This is a genomic window from Ruminococcus sp. OM06-36AC, from assembly GCF_003438725.1.
GTDB classification, from domain to species: Bacteria; Bacillota; Clostridia; order Oscillospirales; family Ruminococcaceae; genus Ruminococcus_C; species Ruminococcus_C callidus.
Genome location: NZ_QSTT01000002.1, coordinates 218,089 through 236,309, shown reverse-complemented (window position 1 = coordinate 236,309; position 18,221 = coordinate 218,089). Strand labels below are relative to the sequence as shown.

Genomic DNA, 18,221 nt, shown 5'->3' with positions numbered 1-18,221 from the left:
AAGCGCCACGCCGCACAGACGTAACATGATCTGTGCGGCGTGGCGTTTTATTTTGGAGGTTTGCAATTGTCTATTGTTTTACTGACAGATCATCTTCTGACCGTCATAGTCGATACGAATTACAGTACCCGGTGCCGGATCGTCGGCAATGATCTTTCTTGCCACAAGAGTTTCTACCTTGGACTGGATCAGTCGTTTCAGCGGACGTGCACCATAGTTGACATCATAGCCCTGTGCCACAATGCACTCCTTGGCAGCATCAGTAACTTCCAGTTCCAGCTGCTTGTCTTCCAGACGTTTCCGCAGCTTCTCCAGCAGCAGATCTACAATACGGAAGATCTCGGTCTTGCTCAACGGCTTGTAGAAGACGATCTCGTCCAGACGGTTCAGGAATTCCGGACGGAACTTCTGCTTCAGGAGCGTATCGACTTCCTTTCTGGCTTCTTCCGAGATGTTGCCGTTTTCGTCCATGCCTTCCAGAATCATCGGCGAACCTAAGTTCGAGGTCAGAATGATAATGGTGTTCTTAAAGTCCACCGTTCTGCCCTGCGAGTCGGTGATTCTGCCGTCGTCCAGCACTTGCAGCAGGATATTAAACACGTCCGGATGTGCCTTTTCCACTTCGTCCAGCAGAACAACAGAATACGGCTTCCGGCGAACAGCTTCTGTCAGCTGACCGCCTTCTTCATAACCCACGTATCCCGGAGGAGCTCCGATCAGACGGCTCACGCTGAATTTCTCCATATATTCGCTCATATCGATACGAACAATGTTGTTCTCATCATCGAACAAAGCTTCTGCCAGTGCCTTTGCCAATTCGGTTTTGCCGACACCAGTCGGTCCAAGGAACAGGAACGAGCCCAACGGACGGTTCGGATCCTGAATGCCTGCACGAGAACGCAGAATGGCTTCGCTGACCTTTTCCACAGCTTCGTCCTGACCAATTACACGGCGGTGCAGTACTTCGTCCATGTGCAGGAGTTTTTCCCGTTCACCCTCCATCAACTTCGTTACCGGAATGCCAGTCCATCTGCCGACAATGCGGGCGATTTCTTCTTCGGTCACCTTGTCCCGCAGCAGAGAGTTCTTGCTCTCTTTCTGCTTTTCTGCAATGGCTTCTTCGTCTTCCAGCTGTTTTTTCAGCTGCGGCAGACGACCATATTTCAGTTCGGCAGCCTTGTTCAGATCGTAGTCCCGTTCAGCACGTTCGATCTCGGCGTTGACCTGCTCCAGTTCTTCCCGCAGTTTCTGCACTTTGGAAATGGCATCTTTTTCGTTTTCCCATTTTGCCTTCATGGCATTGAACTGGTCACGCATCTGAGAGAGTTCTTGCTGTACTTCTTGCAGATGTGCCTGCGACAGTTTGTCGTCCTCTTTCTTGAGGGCAGCTTCTTCGATCTCATGCTGCATGATCTTCCGGCGAATTTCGTCCAGCTCTGTAGGCATGGAGTCCATTTCCGTCCGAATCATTGCACAAGCTTCGTCTACCAAGTCGATTGCCTTATCCGGCAGGAACCGATCTGTGATATATCGGTTGGACAGTGTAGCCGCTGCAATCAGAGCCTGATCCTGAATCTTAACGCCATGAAATACTTCATAGCGTTCTTTCAGACCACGCAGAATGGAGATCGTGTCTTCTACAGTAGGCTCGTCTACCAAAACCGGCTGGAAACGACGTTCCAGAGCAGCATCTTTTTCAATATACTGCCGGTACTCGTTCAGCGTTGTAGCACCAATGCAGTGCAGTTCACCCCGTGCCAGCATCGGCTTCAGCAGGTTGCCTGCGTCCATAGCACCGTCCGATTTACCAGCACCAACAATGGTATGCAGTTCATCGATAAACAGGATAATGCCGCCTTCGCTTTTCTTGACTTCATTCAGAACGGCTTTCAGTCGTTCCTCGAATTCACCGCGGTACTTGGCACCTGCGATCAGTGCACCCAGATCCAGCGAAAAGATTTTCCGGTCTTTCAAATTTGCCGGCACATCGCCGCGAACGATTCGCAGTGCCAGACCCTCGGCAATTGCCGTTTTACCGACACCCGGTTCACCGATCAGCACCGGATTGTTTTTCGTCTTTCTGGAAAGGATTCGAATGACGTTTCGAATTTCGTTATCTCTGCCAATGACCGGATCCAGTTTTCCGGCACGGGCACGTTCTACCAGATCCTGCCCGTATTTTGCCAGCACATCGTAAGTTTCTTCCGGATTCTGATCGGTAACACGCTGGTTGCCGCGAACTTTCATCAATGCCGCAAGGAATGCGTCCTTCGTCACGGAGAAAGGTTTCAACACGTTTTGCAGTTCTTTGCCCATGGCATCGAACAAGCCCAGTACCAGATGTTCTACCGATACGAAATCATCTTTCATGCGGGCAGCTTCTTTTTCTGCCTCCCGCAATGCACGGTCTACGTCCTGAGATACATAGACCTCGTCTGCCTTCCGACCGCTTCCGGTTACTGCCGGCAGATTATCAATGGCGTTTTTCAGCTGAATCTGTACGTTATCGACAGACACGCCCATTTTCTCAAACAGCTGCGGAATCAGACCGCCCTCTTGCTCCAGCAAAGCACTCAACAGGTGTACCTGTTCGATCTGCTGGTTCTGGTTCTCCACTGCAAGACCATTTGCAGCCTGAATCGCTTCCAAAGACTTTTGTGTCAATTTCTGTGTGTTCATGAGAACTCCCTCCTATTTCTTGCATTCTGTTTTTGTTGCTCTTTTTTGTCTTATGGCAACACCGTACAAAGCCGTCAGGCGGGCTTTATGCGGTGCTGCCTCATGTTTTCCTAAAGCTGGCTGACCAGCTGCTCATGCAGTGCGGCATATTGCTGTTCCAATGCATGCTGCAAAACTGCCGCCGGAAGTCCCTGCTGCAAGCCCTGAAAATAGGATTGCAGCACCGTGTGGAACATCTGGATATACTTTCCGGTTGCTGTTCCCAGTACCTCATTGGACGTAATGCCATGCCGCAGAAGCACCCGTGTCAGGCGGTTCGGTTCGATCTGGTACAAACCCAGTGCACAGGCACCCTCCGGTTCATACTCCTGTTCCAGCTGTACCCAGAACAGGAAGAACTGCTGTATTGCTTCCAGCAGTGTCCGGCTCTGAGTCCGGCAGGAAATTTTCAGCAGCCCGACTTTTTCACTGTGCAGTTCCCGATGCAGTTCCACGCTATAGCGAATGGTAGGGCGGTACTTGTACTGTACCGAACCCAGAATCGAAAGCATGGCATCGGAACCCTGCTCCTGTACGCGGAACGCCGAGTTCATCGCCTGTGTCAGACAGGTAAACACTTGCCGCATTTGCTGCTCCGGTGTGGTACAGCAGACATGCTCCGCCAAAATCTGATTGATCAGATTGGAACGGCTGGTGCCCTGCTGTGCCGCAAGGCGATCCACTGCCGCAACCACATCGTCCATCAAAATCAGGCTGTATGCACTTCGTTTCATCTGCTCACCTCCGGTTTCTTTTTACAATCTTATTATAGCACAAAAAAATAATTTGTCAAGTGAATTATATAGTTTAGTATGCAAGTTTTTGAAAAGAAAAGAAAACCGCGGATAAATCCACGATTTTAAAGGAATGTATGAAAAAAATTTATTCCAAGATGTCGTTTTTCTATTTTGAAAAAAAGGTTTTATCTGTCATAAACCTGATCTTCGTAACAGTACAGGGAAAGAATTACTGTCAGATTGCCGTTCCGCTTCCGAATCTCGTCCATGAATTTTTTCTGGTCTACGTCGTTTTTCAGCTGAATGCTGTAGATCAGTTCAAACAGCGAGCCAAAGTTGGTGGTCTTGACACGCTTCAGGTGCCAGCTGGTCGTGTTTTCTGCGAGAATGTCATCAAACAGTCCAATATAGTTGAGGTTTTCCGGAATGGTCACTTTCAGTGTCATACTGCTGGTTTTGCAGATGCCGTACCGCAGCACCTCTATCAGAATCAGCACTGCCGCGATCACTGCGAAGAACACAAAGACAAACCACACATGTCCGCCGCCGTTGATGCCGCAGATCACACCGGTTGCCATTGCAAAAAAGACATAGGTAATATCTTTCGGGTCACCGGGAACAGTACGATACCGACAGAGAGTAAAGACGCCCGCAAGGCTCAGGGCACTTGCCATTGAGTTGATCATCACCAGCACAATTGCCACGATCGGCGGCAGCATCAGCAGTGTCATAACATAGCTCTGGGTATAGCCGGATTTCTTGTGGGTGAAGATGTAGACCAGACTGATCAGAAAGCCCATGACAACGCCCAGAATCAGGGCAAACAACATATCCCCTACAGAAGCGGTGCTTGTGGTCGCTGTTACATTCGACAGCAGGGAAGACAATTCGGAACTGGTCGCCGTCAAGGCATTGGTAATGGTGTTAAGCATAATCGTAACGTCTCCTTTTTTCTATGGTAAGCTGGGGACGAGTCCATTCCAGCTGATTTTGTACGTACATCTGATATGCCTTTCCGTATTTGGAAAAGCTGGTTTTATACACTTGCAGTTTTGCCAATTCTTCTGCCAGCCACATGGGCATGGAGTCTGAGATCTTGACTTCCATCAGACGCATCTGTTCCGGAATCAGCAGGTCACCATAACTCTGCTGGCAAAGCGAGAGGTCGCTGCGTCGTCCGGTCAGTGCCCGATCAAAAGTCAGCCGGAAATCGGTATCTTCCTTGCCGAAATACGCCGCACGCTGATAACTGATGTACTGCTTTGGGAATATCTCATACCGCTGGCGGAAAAAGTCGATCTCGTCCATGACCTGCTCCTGCAAGTATGAACCGCCTAAGTCAGGGTGAATCTTTTCCTGCAAATAGGCCTCCGCCTGTGCCAGTGTCATGGTAACGCGGCGTTTGTTGACAATGCCGCAGATCTTCTTTTTGATTTCCAGAAACACAGTGTCCTCCGGTTGTGCCGGTGAGAGATAGCTGCGTAACCGGATCTTTTCCTTGTAATCCGGTTTTTCAAGGGATTCCCGAATCAGAAAATCGTCCGATGTATCATAATAGACGTTATAGATGCCATACTCTTTTCCCCCGACGCAAAATTTGTCGGGGTTCATGTAGTGTTCCAGAAGCGGCAGAAAATCCTGATACTGCTGTTCTGTCAGTAAAAACTTGATTTCCTTTCGTGCGAATGTCTGAATTGCACCCATATATATCCTGCTGCCGGAATCAGGTTTTCCGGTACAGGTTCCCTCCCTTCTGTGCGAAATGGCTGCTTTCGCTTGATGTTGTTGTCATTATAACGTATGTTGCTTGAAATAAGCTTAATGTTTTTAGTGAAAGTGCCAATTTCCAAAAAAGCCGGCGGCGGGGTGTTGCATTTTCGGAACGCATCTTGTATAATAGGTATTCGAGATGCAGCGTGTGCGTGTAGGCACGTGCACGCTTCAGGCAACACCTGCATCAAAACTTTTCAAGGAGTGTTTTTATTATGGCAGAACTGAAATATGAAATCGTAGAGAATCTGGGTTCTCTAGGTGAGAACGCAAGAGGCTGGAGCAAGGAAGTCAACCTGATCAGCTGGAACGAAAAGGAACCGAAGTACGATATTCGTGACTGGGCTCCGGATCACAGTAGAATGGGAAAAGGCGTGACACTGACCGCCGACGAACTGGCTGCACTGAAAGACCTGCTGGCTGGCATCGATCTGGATTCCTTTGAATAATCCCGAAACAGAGCGTGTTTCCGGAAAGCCTGAAAATGCCGTTTGGTGTTTTCGGGCTTTTTACTTTTGTGAAAATGTACAAGAAACTTTGCCGGAGATATGCAAATTCACCAAAAGTCGAAAAAAGCCTTGTGATTTTTTCGAAAATGTATTACAATAGAAAAGGCTGCACTACTTATTTATTTTATTCATTGTAAAGATAGTGCCGCTTTGAACGACCTGTCTTTTTCTCAAAAGGCGGGTTTCTTGTCTGCTTTACAGCCTGTATGGCAGAAATCATTCGAAAGAAGGGAAAATCTGTTGAAGAATTCAAAAATCATGCTTGGCAATGCCGCCATTGCACAGGGAGCCTATGAAGCTGGTGTCAAGGTTTCTGCTGCCTATCCGGGTACGCCTAGCACTGAAATAAGCGAATGTATCGCAAAATATCCGGAAGTCTATGCAGAATGGTCACCCAATGAAAAGGTGGCTATGGAAGTGGCAATCGGTGCCTCTATCGCCGGTGCACGGGCAATGGCTTCTATGAAACTGGTCGGCGTCAATGTAGCTTCCGACCCGCTGTATTCTATTTCCTATGCCGGCGTAAACGGCGGTCTGGTACTGGTTGCTGCGGACGACCCCGGCATTTACAGTTCCCAGAACGAGCAGGACACCCGCATGGTTGCACGTGCGGCAATGGTTCCGGTACTGGAGCCTTCCGACAGCGAAGAAGCCCGCATTTTCACCAAGCTTGCGTTTACATACAGTGAAAAATATGACACGCCGGTCATTGTCCGCACTACCACTCGTCTGTCCCATTCACAGGGTGTGGTACATCCGGAGGAACGGGAAAACGTACCGGACAAGCCCTATGAAAAGAACATTGAAAAAAATGTACTGATGCCGGCGAATGCGAAGAAACGGCATGTGATCGTGGAACAGCGGTTGAAGCAGATGGCGGAAGATGCTTCTCACTTTGACATCAACCGTGTGGAATACCGCGACAAGAAAATCGGTATCATCACCAGCGGTATCCCCTATCAGTATGTACGGGAAGCCCTGCCGGACGCATCTGTGCTGAAGCTTGGTCTGGTACACCCGCTGCCGAAAAAGCTGATCGAAGAATTTGCTGCCAATGTGGAAACACTGTACATTGTAGAAGAACTGGAACCGGTCATCGAAGAACAAGTTCGTTCTTGGGGTATTCCGGTAATCGGCAAGGAGATCTTTACAGTACAGGGTGAGTACAGTGCCAATATGCTGCGGAAAGCCATTCTGCATGAGGATGTCCAGCTGACACCGCCGGCACAGGCTCCGAACCGTCCGCCGATCCTCTGCCCCGGATGTCCGCACCGCAGTGTCTTTTCTGTAATGAAAAAGCTGAAACTGCACGGTGCCGGCGACATCGGCTGCTATACACTGGGAGCCGTTCCGCCGCTGGGAGTTATGGACTTTAACGTGTGCATGGGTGCAAGCATTTCCACTCTCCACGGAATTGAAAAAGCCAAGGGCAAGGACTATGTGAAAAACTGGGTGGCACTGATCGGCGACTCTACGTTCCTGCACACTGGCGTCAACTCTTTGATGAACATGGTGTACAACAAAGCAACCGGAACGGTCATCATTCTGGACAACTCCACCACTGGTATGACGGGACATCAGGATCACGCCGCTACCGGCAAGACCTTGCAGGGTGAACTGACCTATGCGATCAACATCTATCACCTCTGCAAGGCAATGGGCATTGAACACGTCTATGAAATCGATGCGTTCGACATTGAAGGGCTGGAAAAACTGCTGAAACAGGAAACCCAGCGGGACGCTTTGTCTGTTATCATCACCAAGTCCCCCTGTGCCCTGCTGAAAGAATTTGTTCCGAAGGGCAAGTGCATTCTCCATGAAGATGCCTGCAAGAAGTGCGGACAGTGTCTGGTCCCGGGCTGTCCTGCAATGGTCAAACAGGCAAACGGCATTCCGAAAATCGATGCGGCGATGTGCAACGGCTGTGAACTCTGTGCAAAACGGTGCAAGTTCCACGCAATCGAACTGATCCCGCGGGAAAAAGGAGGCAAGGCATGATGCAGACTATCAATATTATGATCGTAGGTGTCGGCGGACAGGGCACCCTGCTGACCAGCCGCGTGCTGGGAAAGATTGCACTAACTGGCGGCTATGATGTAAAGCTTTCGGAAGTGCATGGCATGGCACAGCGTGGCGGCAGCGTAGTAACATTTGTCCGCTACGGCGAATCTGTGGCAGAACCGATCGTAGAAGAAGGACAGGCAGACATTCTGATCGCTTTTGAACGGCTGGAAGCACTGCGGTATGCACACTTCCTGAAAAAGGGCGGTGCCATTATCGTAAACGATACCCGCATTGATCCGATGCCGGTGGTGATCGGTGCCGCAGAGTATCCGGAACACATTCTGGAGGAGCTGAGCAAAAAATACAATGTGCTGGCAGTAGATGCTACCGCCGAGGCTCTGAAGCTGGGCAATGCACGGGTATTCAACACGATCATTCTGGGCGTAGCTGCACAGCACATGCACTTCTCCAAAGAAGAATGGTTACAGGTCATTGCAGATACTGTGCCGCCGAAAACCATTGACATCAACCAGAAGGCATTTCTCACTGGCTATGCATATAACGGAAACCATACAGAACAAGGACAGGAGTAACGAATATGCCGATCACAGAATTATTGGAAGAAAACGCCAGAAAGTACGGCAATGATGTGGCACTGGTAGAAGTAAATCCGCAGGTACAGGAAACACGACGGGTGCTCTGGAAGGACTACGACCTGATTCAGCCTACCTCGTCTTTCTGGTATCGTCGGGAAATCACATGGCATGTCTTTGACGAAAAGGCAAACCGTTTTGCACAGCTGCTCATGAGCCGCGGCGTGAAAAAGGGCGACAAGGTGGCAATTCTGCTGATGAACTGTCTGGAGTGGCTGCCCATTTATTTCGGCACGCTGAAAACCGGTGCTCTGGCAGTGCCCATGAATTTCCGGTACAGTGCGGAAGAAATTGAATATTGTCTGGACCTTGCAGAAGCCGATGTACTGGTGTTTGGTCCGGAATTTATCGGACGAATTGAAACCATTGCAGAATCGATCAGCAAGAAGCGAATCCTCTTTTATGTCGGCGGCGACTGCCCCTCGTTTGCAGAGGACTATGACAAGCTGACCTCCAACTGTGCCAGCATCTCCCCCGGCGTACCGCTGACAGATGAGGACGACGCTGCCATTTATTTCTCCTCCGGTACGACCGGTTTCCCGAAAGCAATTCTTCACAACCACGAAAGCCTGATGCACGCCTGCAAGGTAGAGCAGAATCATCATCACCAGACCAAGGACGATGTCTTTCTGTGTATTCCGCCGCTGTATCACACCGGTGCCAAGATGCACTGGTTCGGCAGCCTGCTCACCGGCGGACGGGCAGTGCTTCTGAAAGGAGTCAATCCGGAAACCATTCTGGAAACTATTTCCCGTGAAAAGTGTACCATTGTCTGGCTGCTGGTGCCGTGGGCACTGGACATTCTGGAAGCATTGGACAACGGCTCTGTCCGTCTGGAAAACTATGAACTCTCCCAGTGGCGGCTGATGCATATCGGTGCACAGCCTGTCCCCCAGAGTCTGATCAAACGCTGGAAAGAATATTTCCCGAATCATATGTACGACACCAACTATGGTCTGAGCGAATCCATTGGTCCGGGCTGCGTGCATCTGGGACTGGAAAATATTCATAAGGTAGGAGCAATTGGCATTCCGGGCTATGGCTGGGAAGTCCGGATCATTGACGAAAACGGAGAACCGGTGGCACAGGGCGAAGTCGGCGAATTGGCAGTCAAGGGGCCCGGCGTTATGAAGTGCTACTACAACAATCCCGAAGCGACCGCGGAAGTTCTGCACGACGGCTGGCTCTGGACCGGTGACATGGCACGGCAGGACGAGGACGGATTCTACTTCCTTGTAGACCGGAAAAAAGACGTGGTCATCAGCGGCGGCGAAAATATTTATCCGGTAGAGATCGAAAACTTTATGAGCAAGTTTGACAAGATCAAGGACGTGGCTGTGATCGGACTGCCGGACAAGCGGCTGGGCGAAATTGCTGCGGCAATTGTGGAACTGAAGCAGGGCGTGGAATGCACCGAGGCGGAAGTCAACGAATTCTGCATGGGCATGCCCCGCTATAAACGACCGCGGAAAATCATTTTCGCACCGGTTCCCCGCAACGCGACCGGCAAAATCGAGAAGCCGAAGCTGCGGAAGATGTACTGCGGCGATTATCTGATCGAAAAGGAAAATCAAAGCTGATTATGCGTTGTAAGACCTACGAGATAAATGCTCTGAAAAATTACAAGTATGTGGTCATCCTTTCCGAGAGCCATGGAAAAATGATTTTGAGCCGGCACAAGGAACGAACCACATGGGAAACGCAGGGCGGTCATATTGAAGCCGGAGAAACACCGCTGGAAGCAGCAAAACGAGAGCTGTTTGAGGAGTCTGGTGCCGTAGATTTTGACATCGAACCAATTTGCGATTATCGTGCCTGGGACGAAAATACTCTGCATGGTGCCAACGGCGTTGTATTCCATGCGGTGATTCGGCAATTTTCCGACATTCCCGAAAGTGAAATGGCAGAACGAAAGGCGTTCTCCTCGCTGCCTGACAATCTGACCTATCCTGCCATTACGCCTGTGCTGTTTCAATTCTTGTTTGATCGTGAACTGTAGCAGCTGCCAACAGGAACATATTCAAAAAGAACATTCCGCAAAAGCACCGGACGGAGCGATTTCGTCCGGTGCTTTTGTCAATATTCGCTAAGGCAATACCGCACAAAGAGCGTCTGGCGACTTTGCACGCCATCTGCTTGCAAATTTCCCGTCATATTTCACAAAAATGCTCGTGAATACATCCAGTATTCACTCCGCTTTTTGTTTCATCTGACGAAAAATTTGACGACGCATCTGTCGCACAATCTTTGTGCGGTATTGCCCTAAGAATGCTACTGCAAATTTGTACAGAAAAAATTGTGAAAGTGAATCAAAATCTATTGACTTTTCCATTCCTTCATGATATAATAAAAGAAAATATGCCGTTTTTCCGGCATTTCGTTTGATGAAAAATGATGTGTGCAAAGAGCACGTTCCAAGGAGGAAAACTATGCAATTTCAGTTTCGCAAGTTATTTGCCGCCGGTACTGCCGCAGTCATGCTGCTTTCCGGCATGACATTTTTCCAGACAACCGCTTCCGCTGAGGGAACCATGACCGCCGATGATATTACGGAAAACATGACGATCGGCTGGAACATTGGCAACTCTCTGGATTCCACCGGATACAGCGGTGAAACCAGCTGGGGCAATCCCAGAGTTACGCAGGAACTGATCGACACCGTCAAGGCAAAGGGATTCAACACCATTCGTGTTCCCACCACATGGTATCAGAATGTCACAACGACTACTGACGAAAACGGCAAGCCTGTTTACACGATCAGCGAGCAGTGGTTGCAGCGTGTCAAGGAAGTAGTGGACTACGCCTATAATCAGGATATGTATGTCATTCTGAATCTGCACCACGAGGAGTGGATCAATCGTTCTGACTTCCCCACTGCTTATGAGGAAATGTCCGAACGACTAAAGCAGATGTGGGTACAGATCGCCACCTACTTCAAGGACTACGACCAGCATCTGATCTTCGAGGGTATGAACGAACCGCGACAGACCGGAGCTTCCTACGAATGGCAGGGCAACGCGGAATGCTATGAAGTAGTCAACAAGCTGGACAACGATTTCGTGGAAACGGTACGTTCCATTGATTCTCCTTATCAGAACACCCGTCTGCTGATGATCCCGTCTTATGCTGCTTCGGCATACGCAAGTTCCTACTCTGCCCTGGACGTGCCGGACGATGACTATGTGGCAGTTTCGCTCCATGCGTACACCCCTTATGCATTTGCCATGGGCGATGGTGACCACACCACTTTCTCCGGCAACTATCAGAGTGATCTGGATACGCTGTTCTCTGACATCCGGTACTATTTCACAGACAAGGATATTCCGGTGGTACTGGGCGAATTCAGTGCTTCCAACTTTAACAATACTGCCGCAAGATGCGACTGGGCAACCTATTATCTGACATGGACAAAAAAGCTGGGAATCCCCTGCGTGCTTTGGGACAACAATGCTATCACCAATCCCACATCCGCTTCAGAGGCTCACGGCTATGTAGACCGCAGCAACAACACTTGGTATGAGGCTTCTGAACCGGTTGTTGATGCTATGATGACTGTGATGCAGGACAACAGCATTGTCTGGGGCAGCGAAAGCCACCTGCCTACATGGAAACATGCAGACATCAACAGCGGCGACAACATTTATGAGAATGCCAGCGGTCTGGTTCTGGACGCTTCGGACGGCAATGGCGGTAACTGCACACCGGGACTGAATATCACGGCAGAGCAGATTTCCGAGAACCGCGAAATTGCCATTCGCTACACCGGCGGTGCGGCTCCGATTCTGGCACTGTGCAACGACAGCTGGGGTAACTGGACAGAAATCAACGCGTATGACATTGACGAGGAAGCTGGTATCGCTTACTATTCTCACGAAGCGATCACAAAGGCTTGGGGCAGCGATCTGAGCACAGCTGCACATCTGTTTGCCCGTGCCGGTGTGAATATGACTATTTATCAGATCTCTTCAATCGCAGCTGCTGAACTGGTAACTGACCCCGACGTTCCGGAAAAGCCAGATCAGCATCTGCCGGGTGATGTCAATCTGGATAATGAAGTCACTGTTGTAGACGTTGTTCTGCTGCAAAAGTACCTGCTGGGTGAAGTCACTCTGACAAAAGAGGCTTACGATTGTGCAGATGTAAACACGGACGAAGCAGTAAACGGTCTGGATCTGTCCCGTCTGCGTCAGATGTCTCTGGAAAACGCATAAAAGTTTTATTTTAGGCAAAAAGGCACTGTGCAGAAGCATAGTGCCTTTTGTGTTGCCTTGACAAAGGCAATTGCCACGTGCTATAATGCCTTTATCAGGAGGAATGTGTTATGAGAGAAATCTACCCGTCCCATTATGCGGCGTTTCACTGCATTGCCGGAGCCTGTCCGGACAGCTGCTGCAAGGAATGGGAAATCGTTGTGGACACGGCATCTGCGGAGAGATACCGTTCTGTTTCCGGCACGCTGGGAGAACGGCTGCGGCAGGCAATGATTACCGATGCAGACGGCGACATCGTTTTTCAGGAACACAACAGTCGCTGTCCTTTTTGGAATGCACAGCAGCTTTGCGATATTCATGGGGAATTGGGAGAAGATGCCCTGTGCGAAACTTGCCGGCTGTTCCCCCGCATCACGCAGGACTACGGGGATTTTATCGAGTATGACATCTCCCCCGCCTGTCCGGAAGCGGCAAGGCTGCTGTTTTCGATGACACCGAAGCAGTGGCAACTGACAGAACGCAGTTCTCCGGCAATAACAGAGGAACCGCCGGAATACGCAGCGGCGAACATGCGGCGGCTGCAAGAACAACGACAAGCATTATTTTTTCGGTTACAGGACGATTCTGCTTCTGCCTGTGCACAGCTGTCCGCCTGTCTGACACTTGCGGAACAATGGGCAGGTGTTTCGCAGGAACCGGTGGCTATTCCCTGCATGGAAGAATCTGTTTTGTCCTTTTTGCGATCCTGTGAAGTGCTGACTTCGGACTGGAAGCAGATGCTGGAACAGGCTGCAAATGCACCGGAACCGGAAAATCTTTTGGCATACACGCCTGCACTGGATCAAGAAATTCGGCTGTTTACAATGGATATGCTGTACCGGTATTATCTCCGTGCGGCATATGCCGAAACTCCAGAAGCAGAAATTTTACCGTTGCAAATGGCGGCGTTTTCTGTGTGCGTGGTGCTCTTATACAGCAGACGGCTGGGATTTCATACCGCAGAACAGCGGCTGCGAATCTGGCAGCTTTTCGTTAAGGAAATCGAATATGACGAGAACAATCTGGAAGAACTGGAATGGCAGCTGGAAACCAACGCTGCTTTTTCTCCGGCGGCGTTCCGTGCATATTTCGCTTCGCCGGGAGGTGTCCAATGATCTCTCTGTTTTCCCACGCCATTTCTGCACTGTTGTCGAAGCTGTTTGACAAATGGACAAACAAATATATCGACAGAGAAAACGAAGAAAATTCTTATCGGAAATGCGTGAGAGTTTCTAAAGCTTTCAGTATTGCCGGAGGCATCTGGTTTATCTGTTTTGCGGCGTTTGGCGTTCTCAGCATTGTTATTTGGGCTGACGGCATGACGGATTGGGATTCTTTCACTTGCGGTGTCCTGTTTCTGCTCATCAGCCTTTCGGGTATTTTCTGCATGCTGTTCAGACGCAATTACCGCATCTTTTACACAGATACATTTGTGGAAAAGCACGGCATTTTCGGGAAAAAGCAGGTCTACCGCTGGGCAGAACTGATTTCGGTTCAACAAAAAGGTGCTGTCTACACATTGACTTTTCCCAGCGGAAAACTCCGCATCGTTTCCGGCAAAGAGTATGTTGGCAGTGATAAGCTTGTCGATTTTTTGGAAAAAGAAATATTTTTTGAAAAAAAGGCTTGACAAGTCTTTCGTTCTATGATATAATAAGAAACTGTGGCGGCTATGCCGCAAAAAATCAGAGATTCACAGGACTACTGTCGGCACAATGGCCGATGGGCTGCTGTTGATACAAACAACAGATACAGGAGGTGAAACCCCATGAGAGAAGGCATTCATCCGAATTTTGAAAAGACCACCATCACCTGCCACTGCGGCAACGTAATGGAAACCATGTCCACCAAGAAGGACATCAAGGTCGAAATCTGCTCGAAGTGCCACCCGTTCTTCACCGGCAAGCAGAAGCTGGTTGACACAGGCGGACGCGTAGATCGTTTCAAGAAGCGTTTCAATCTGGACTAATTCAGATTACATTTTTCGAACACGACAATGGAAAAGGGACGGTATTTTGTTTACCGTCCTTTTTTGTCTACGTGGAGGTAGATACAAGAATGGAATATCGTACCATTGCCGCACCGGTATCGGCTTCGTTTGTGGAGAAAAAATCGGAATTTATTGCCCAGCTTTTTCCGGTACGCACGCAGGAAGATGCTGTGGAAGCCATTGAAAATGTCCGCAAACAGCACCGCAGAGCGAGGCACAATGTCTACGCTTATCTGCTGCGGGAAGGCAACGCTTCCCGCTATTCTGACGACGGCGAACCGCAGGGCACTGCCGGCATGCCGATTCTGGACGTGCTGCAAAAAAACGGACTGACGGATATTTGCTGTGTGGTCACCCGATATTTCGGCGGCGTGCTGCTGGGAGCGAACGGGTTGGTGCGGGCATACTCTCACAGCACTGCCCTCGCCATTGAAAATGCACAGGTCAAAGTCATGCTCCCCTGCTATCCGGTTTCCATTCAGACGGACTATGCCCTGTACGGGAAAATCGCGTACCACCTGCCGCAGGAAGATATTCTCCAGCTGGACACGATCTTTGAAGATCAGGTAGAACTGAAACTGCTGGTGCGGGATACCCTGTGGGAACCCCTGAAAAAGGAACTGATCGAACTGACCAGCGGACAGGTGGAGATCGTTTCCGGCGGGCTGCAATACGCAGACTTTTCCAAGGCGAAAAAATAATTTTCGAAAAAAGAGGAGTTTTGCAATTTCCTGCGTATATATAAAGGAAGCATTGAGGCGGCACGGCACTGGCTTGCCTGTTTCGCCTTGAATAACCCCTGCCCTTTTCGGAGGTGATGTGCCATGACCATTCGTGAACAACTGGAACAACAGGAACTGGAATACCTTTCACCGGACGCATGCCCGAACATCGGACACGCCCGCCGGCTTCGTCCGGAACCGCCCTGTCCCTATCGGACGGAGTTCCAACGGGACCGCGACCGTATCCTGCACTGTAACTCGTTCCGGCGGCTCAAGCGGAAAACACAGGTTTTCCTTTCCCCTGCCGGAGATCACTACCGCACTCGTCTTACCCATACGCTGGAAGTCGCACAAGTTGCCCGTACCATTTCCCGTGCTCTGCGGCTCAACGAGGATTTGACCGAAGCCATTGCACTGGGGCACGATCTGGGACATTCGCCTTTCGGGCACAGCGGAGAATCTATTCTCAACAGCATCTGCCCCCACGGGTACCGGCACTATGAGCAGAGCCTTCGTGTAGTAGACCTGATCGAGAAGCACGGGCAGGGACTGAATCTGACGGCAGAAGTCCGCAACGGCATTCTCTGCCATACCAATCGGGTGGCAGATACCAAAGAGGGCAACGTTGTCCGTGTGGCAGACCGCATTGCCTACATGAACCACGACATTGAGGACGCGATTCGTGCCGGCATTCTGCAAAAAGAAGAACTTCCCAAAGATGTATTGGAAGTATTGGGTGACACCAAGACCAAACGCATCACCTGTCTGGTGGGAGCCGTGGTGGAGCACGGTTCGGAAACCATTGGCATGGCTCCGGAGATTCAGGCAATGCACGACAAGCTGCATGCATTCCTGTTTGAACGGGTATACTATAATCCCATCGCCAAGCAGGAGGAAAACAAGGCAAAGCTGCTGCTGGAAACGCTGTATACCTACTTTATTTCCCACGCTTCCCTGATGCCGCCGGAATATCTGGCAATTGCAGAAAAGGAAGATGTGCACCGTGCGGTATGCGACTATATTTCCGGCATGAGCGATGGCTATGCCGTGGATCTGTATCAGGAATTATTCATTCCGAAAAGTTGGAAATCATGATCTTGTTCCAAAAAGGCGGTGACAAACAATGACATACAGCAATGACTTTTTGGAACAGATTCGGGCAGCATGCCCCATGGAAACAATTGCCGGCAACTACGTCAATCTGATCCGGCGGGGCAGACACTATGTTTGCAACTGTCCGTTTCACTCTGAAAAATCACCGTCCTGTACCATTTTTCCGGAAACCCAGAGCTTCTACTGCTTCGGCTGCGGGGCTGGCGGCGATGTCATTACGTGGGTTCGCCGCATGGACAATCTGGAATTTACCGATGCAGTCAAGCAGCTGGCGGAACGATGCGGTCTGCAAGTGCCTACTGATCGGGAGGCAGACCGCCGTGCGTATCTCCGCACCCGCGTGTTCGCAGTCAATCGGGAAACTGCAAATTTCTATTTCCGGAATCTCATTTCCGGCAGCGACAAACGCGGGCTGCAATATTTCATTTCCCGCCAGCTGAAACCGGAAACGATAAAAAAATACGGACTGGGCTACGCTTCAGACAGCTGGAATGCCCTGACCGACTACCTGCTGCAAAAGGGGTTCACGGAGGAAGAACTGCTTCTGGCAAATGTGGCACACCGTTCTAACAAAGGAAATCTGTATGATGCCTTTCGCGGACGTGTGATGTTCCCCATTGTGGATACGCGGGGAGCTGTGATCGGCTTCGGCGGCAGAGTGCTGGACGACAGCCAGCCAAAGTATCTGAACACGGCAAAAACACCGGTGTTCGACAAGGGCAGCAATCTGTTCTCCCTCAATTTCGCCAAGGACAGTTCTTCCACGATCATGATTCTGGCGGAAGGATATATGGACGTGATCGCGATCAACCAAGCCGGCTTTTCCAATGTGGTGGCGACGCTGGGAACGGCGATCACGCCGGAACACGCCCGAAAGCTCTCCAGATTTGCCAAGGAAGTGGTCATCGCCTACGACAGCGACGGCCCCGGACAGCAGGCAACCCAGAAGGCAATCAACCGGCTCAGTGAGGTGGGAATTGCCACCCGCATTCTCCACATGACCGGTGCAAAAGATCCGGACGAATACATCAAAAAATACGGCTCAGAGCGTTTCCGGCTGCTGCTGGAAAACGCTGGTGATGCCATTAACTTCCGGCTGGACCGGTGCAAAGAAGGATTAGACCCCGACACGGAAGCCGGAAAAGTACAGCTTCTGAAACGGGTGGTATCTGTACTGGCGGAAATTCAGAACCCGCTGGAACGGGAGGTATACCTCTCCCGCACGGCGAATAAGTGGGAGATCTCCGCAGAAGTTCTGCATCAGCAGGTGGAACGCACCATACGCAGCAAAAAGAAGTTGGCTTCTACGCAGGCGTGGAAAGATATTATTGAACACACCGTCCGACCGGAACCGCAGCAGCCGCAGTCTGCAATTCCGCTGCGGGAGTACAAGGCGGAGGAACGCATTCTCTGCTACGTGCTGAACCGACCGGACGAGTCGGCATGGGTCATAGAACAGATCCAGCCGGACGCGTTCCCTACACCGCTGTACCGGCAGGTGCTTGAGGCATTTGCTGACAGCGTAAAGCGGCAAACCGGCTTTTCCCTTTCAGCAATGGGCGATGTGCTCTCCGACAGTGAAATGGGAAAGCTCAGCGGCATTTCTGCCCGCAATCAGGAAATCCCTGTGACAGCAGAAGAAGTCAAGGACTGCATTCGTACTCTGAAAAACGATATGCCGTCTGCAATCGAAACTGATGAAGACTTATTAAAACTGATTCAGAAAAAGCAGCACCCTGACGGGTAAACAGGAGG

General features: G+C 50.4%; 16 protein-coding genes. 12 read left to right on the top strand and 4 right to left on the bottom strand.

Annotation, left to right across the window (positions count from 1 at the left end; genetic code table 11):
• Positions 1–78: 78 nt before the first annotated feature.
• From clpB to DXB92_RS03065, 4 genes are all read right to left on the bottom strand, one after another.
• The gene (clpB, locus tag DXB92_RS03080) at positions 79–2,679 is read right to left on the bottom strand and encodes an ATP-dependent chaperone ClpB (protein WP_117732341.1); all 2,601 of its coding nucleotides are present in this window, start codon (positions 2,677–2,679) and stop codon (positions 79–81) included.
• Between the two features lie 110 nt (positions 2,680–2,789).
• Complete coding sequence (locus tag DXB92_RS03075) at positions 2,790–3,452, bottom strand: CopG family transcriptional regulator (protein ID WP_117732339.1); 663 nt, start codon at positions 3,450–3,452, stop codon at positions 2,790–2,792.
• 188 nt (positions 3,453–3,640) lie between these two features.
• A complete protein-coding gene (locus tag DXB92_RS03070; protein ID WP_117732337.1) occupies positions 3,641–4,387 on the bottom strand; it encodes a DUF4956 domain-containing protein in 747 nt (248 codons plus the stop codon).
• Entirely contained in the window at positions 4,380–5,159 is a 780-nt protein-coding gene (locus tag DXB92_RS03065) for a polyphosphate polymerase domain-containing protein (protein WP_117732335.1), read from the bottom strand. Before DXB92_RS03065 ends, DXB92_RS03070 begins: the two co-directional genes overlap by 8 nt.
• A 281-nt stretch (positions 5,160–5,440) precedes the next feature.
• Here DXB92_RS03065 and DXB92_RS03060 point away from each other — a divergent pair, with 281 nt between their 5' ends.
• The 12 genes from DXB92_RS03060 to dnaG all read left to right on the top strand — a co-directional run bounded on the left by DXB92_RS03060 (position 5,441) and on the right by dnaG (position 18,213).
• Positions 5,441–5,674 (top strand): PC4/YdbC family ssDNA-binding protein, encoded by a 234-nt coding sequence (locus DXB92_RS03060; protein ID WP_117732333.1) that lies wholly within the window; start codon positions 5,441–5,443, stop codon positions 5,672–5,674.
• A 318-nt stretch (positions 5,675–5,992) separates the two neighbouring features.
• Positions 5,993–7,732, top strand: a complete 1,740-nt coding sequence (gene iorA / locus DXB92_RS03055; protein ID WP_117732499.1) for an indolepyruvate ferredoxin oxidoreductase subunit alpha — start codon at positions 5,993–5,995, stop codon at positions 7,730–7,732.
• The gene (locus DXB92_RS03050; protein WP_051343803.1) at positions 7,732–8,331 is read left to right on the top strand and encodes an indolepyruvate oxidoreductase subunit beta; all 600 of its coding nucleotides are present in this window, start codon (positions 7,732–7,734) and stop codon (positions 8,329–8,331) included. Before iorA ends, DXB92_RS03050 begins: the two co-directional genes overlap by 1 nt.
• 5 nt (positions 8,332–8,336) lie before the next feature.
• Positions 8,337–9,971 (top strand): class I adenylate-forming enzyme family protein, encoded by a 1,635-nt coding sequence (locus DXB92_RS03045; RefSeq protein ID WP_021682716.1) that lies wholly within the window; start codon positions 8,337–8,339, stop codon positions 9,969–9,971.
• A gap of 2 nt (positions 9,972–9,973) precedes the next feature.
• Entirely contained in the window at positions 9,974–10,390 is a 417-nt protein-coding gene (locus DXB92_RS03040; RefSeq protein WP_021682715.1) for an NUDIX domain-containing protein, read from the top strand.
• Between the two features lie 430 nt (positions 10,391–10,820).
• Positions 10,821–12,602, top strand: a complete 1,782-nt coding sequence (locus DXB92_RS03035) for a cellulase family glycosylhydrolase (RefSeq protein ID WP_117732331.1) — start codon at positions 10,821–10,823, stop codon at positions 12,600–12,602.
• A 110-nt stretch (positions 12,603–12,712) separates the two neighbouring features.
• The gene (gene fliB / locus DXB92_RS03030; protein ID WP_117732329.1) at positions 12,713–13,756 is read left to right on the top strand and encodes a flagellin lysine-N-methylase; all 1,044 of its coding nucleotides are present in this window, start codon (positions 12,713–12,715) and stop codon (positions 13,754–13,756) included.
• Complete coding sequence (locus DXB92_RS03025) at positions 13,753–14,271, top strand: hypothetical protein (protein WP_117732327.1); 519 nt, start codon at positions 13,753–13,755, stop codon at positions 14,269–14,271. The genes fliB and DXB92_RS03025 overlap by 4 nt, the downstream gene beginning before the upstream one ends.
• A gap of 138 nt (positions 14,272–14,409) precedes the next feature.
• Positions 14,410–14,610, top strand: a complete 201-nt coding sequence (rpmE, locus tag DXB92_RS03020) for a 50S ribosomal protein L31 (protein WP_021681102.1) — start codon at positions 14,410–14,412, stop codon at positions 14,608–14,610.
• 89 nt (positions 14,611–14,699) lie between these two features.
• Positions 14,700–15,332: a YigZ family protein gene (locus tag DXB92_RS03015; protein WP_117732325.1), complete on the top strand. Its 633-nt coding sequence runs from the start codon at positions 14,700–14,702 to the stop codon at positions 15,330–15,332.
• A gap of 123 nt (positions 15,333–15,455) precedes the next feature.
• The gene (locus DXB92_RS03010) at positions 15,456–16,448 is read left to right on the top strand and encodes a deoxyguanosinetriphosphate triphosphohydrolase (RefSeq protein WP_040646776.1); all 993 of its coding nucleotides are present in this window, start codon (positions 15,456–15,458) and stop codon (positions 16,446–16,448) included.
• A gap of 28 nt (positions 16,449–16,476) precedes the next feature.
• The gene (gene dnaG / locus DXB92_RS03005; protein ID WP_117732323.1) at positions 16,477–18,213 is read left to right on the top strand and encodes a DNA primase; all 1,737 of its coding nucleotides are present in this window, start codon (positions 16,477–16,479) and stop codon (positions 18,211–18,213) included.
• Positions 18,214–18,221 lie beyond the last annotated feature (8 nt).

Excerpts from the sequence above, each read along its gene's own strand:
- clpB (WP_117732341.1), bottom strand. The coding sequence starts at position 2,679 with ATGAACACACAGAAATTGACACAAAAGTCTTTGGAAGCGATTCAGGCT.
- DXB92_RS03075 (WP_117732339.1), bottom strand. The coding sequence starts at position 3,452 with ATGAAACGAAGTGCATACAGCCTGATTTTGATGGACGATGTGGTTGCG.
- DXB92_RS03070 (WP_117732337.1), bottom strand. The coding sequence starts at position 4,387 with ATGCTTAACACCATTACCAATGCCTTGACGGCGACCAGTTCCGAATTG.
- DXB92_RS03065 (WP_117732335.1), bottom strand. The coding sequence starts at position 5,159 with ATGGGTGCAATTCAGACATTCGCACGAAAGGAAATCAAGTTTTTACTG.
- DXB92_RS03060 (WP_117732333.1), top strand. The coding sequence starts at position 5,441 with ATGGCAGAACTGAAATATGAAATCGTAGAGAATCTGGGTTCTCTAGGT.
- iorA (WP_117732499.1), top strand. The coding sequence starts at position 5,993 with ATGCTTGGCAATGCCGCCATTGCACAGGGAGCCTATGAAGCTGGTGTC.
- DXB92_RS03050 (WP_051343803.1), top strand. The coding sequence starts at position 7,732 with ATGCAGACTATCAATATTATGATCGTAGGTGTCGGCGGACAGGGCACC.
- DXB92_RS03045 (WP_021682716.1), top strand. The coding sequence starts at position 8,337 with ATGCCGATCACAGAATTATTGGAAGAAAACGCCAGAAAGTACGGCAAT.
- DXB92_RS03040 (WP_021682715.1), top strand. The coding sequence starts at position 9,974 with ATGCGTTGTAAGACCTACGAGATAAATGCTCTGAAAAATTACAAGTAT.
- DXB92_RS03035 (WP_117732331.1), top strand. The coding sequence starts at position 10,821 with ATGCAATTTCAGTTTCGCAAGTTATTTGCCGCCGGTACTGCCGCAGTC.
- fliB (WP_117732329.1), top strand. The coding sequence starts at position 12,713 with ATGAGAGAAATCTACCCGTCCCATTATGCGGCGTTTCACTGCATTGCC.
- DXB92_RS03025 (WP_117732327.1), top strand. The coding sequence starts at position 13,753 with ATGATCTCTCTGTTTTCCCACGCCATTTCTGCACTGTTGTCGAAGCTG.
- rpmE (WP_021681102.1), top strand. The coding sequence starts at position 14,410 with ATGAGAGAAGGCATTCATCCGAATTTTGAAAAGACCACCATCACCTGC.
- DXB92_RS03015 (WP_117732325.1), top strand. The coding sequence starts at position 14,700 with ATGGAATATCGTACCATTGCCGCACCGGTATCGGCTTCGTTTGTGGAG.
- DXB92_RS03010 (WP_040646776.1), top strand. The coding sequence starts at position 15,456 with ATGACCATTCGTGAACAACTGGAACAACAGGAACTGGAATACCTTTCA.
- dnaG (WP_117732323.1), top strand. The coding sequence starts at position 16,477 with ATGACATACAGCAATGACTTTTTGGAACAGATTCGGGCAGCATGCCCC.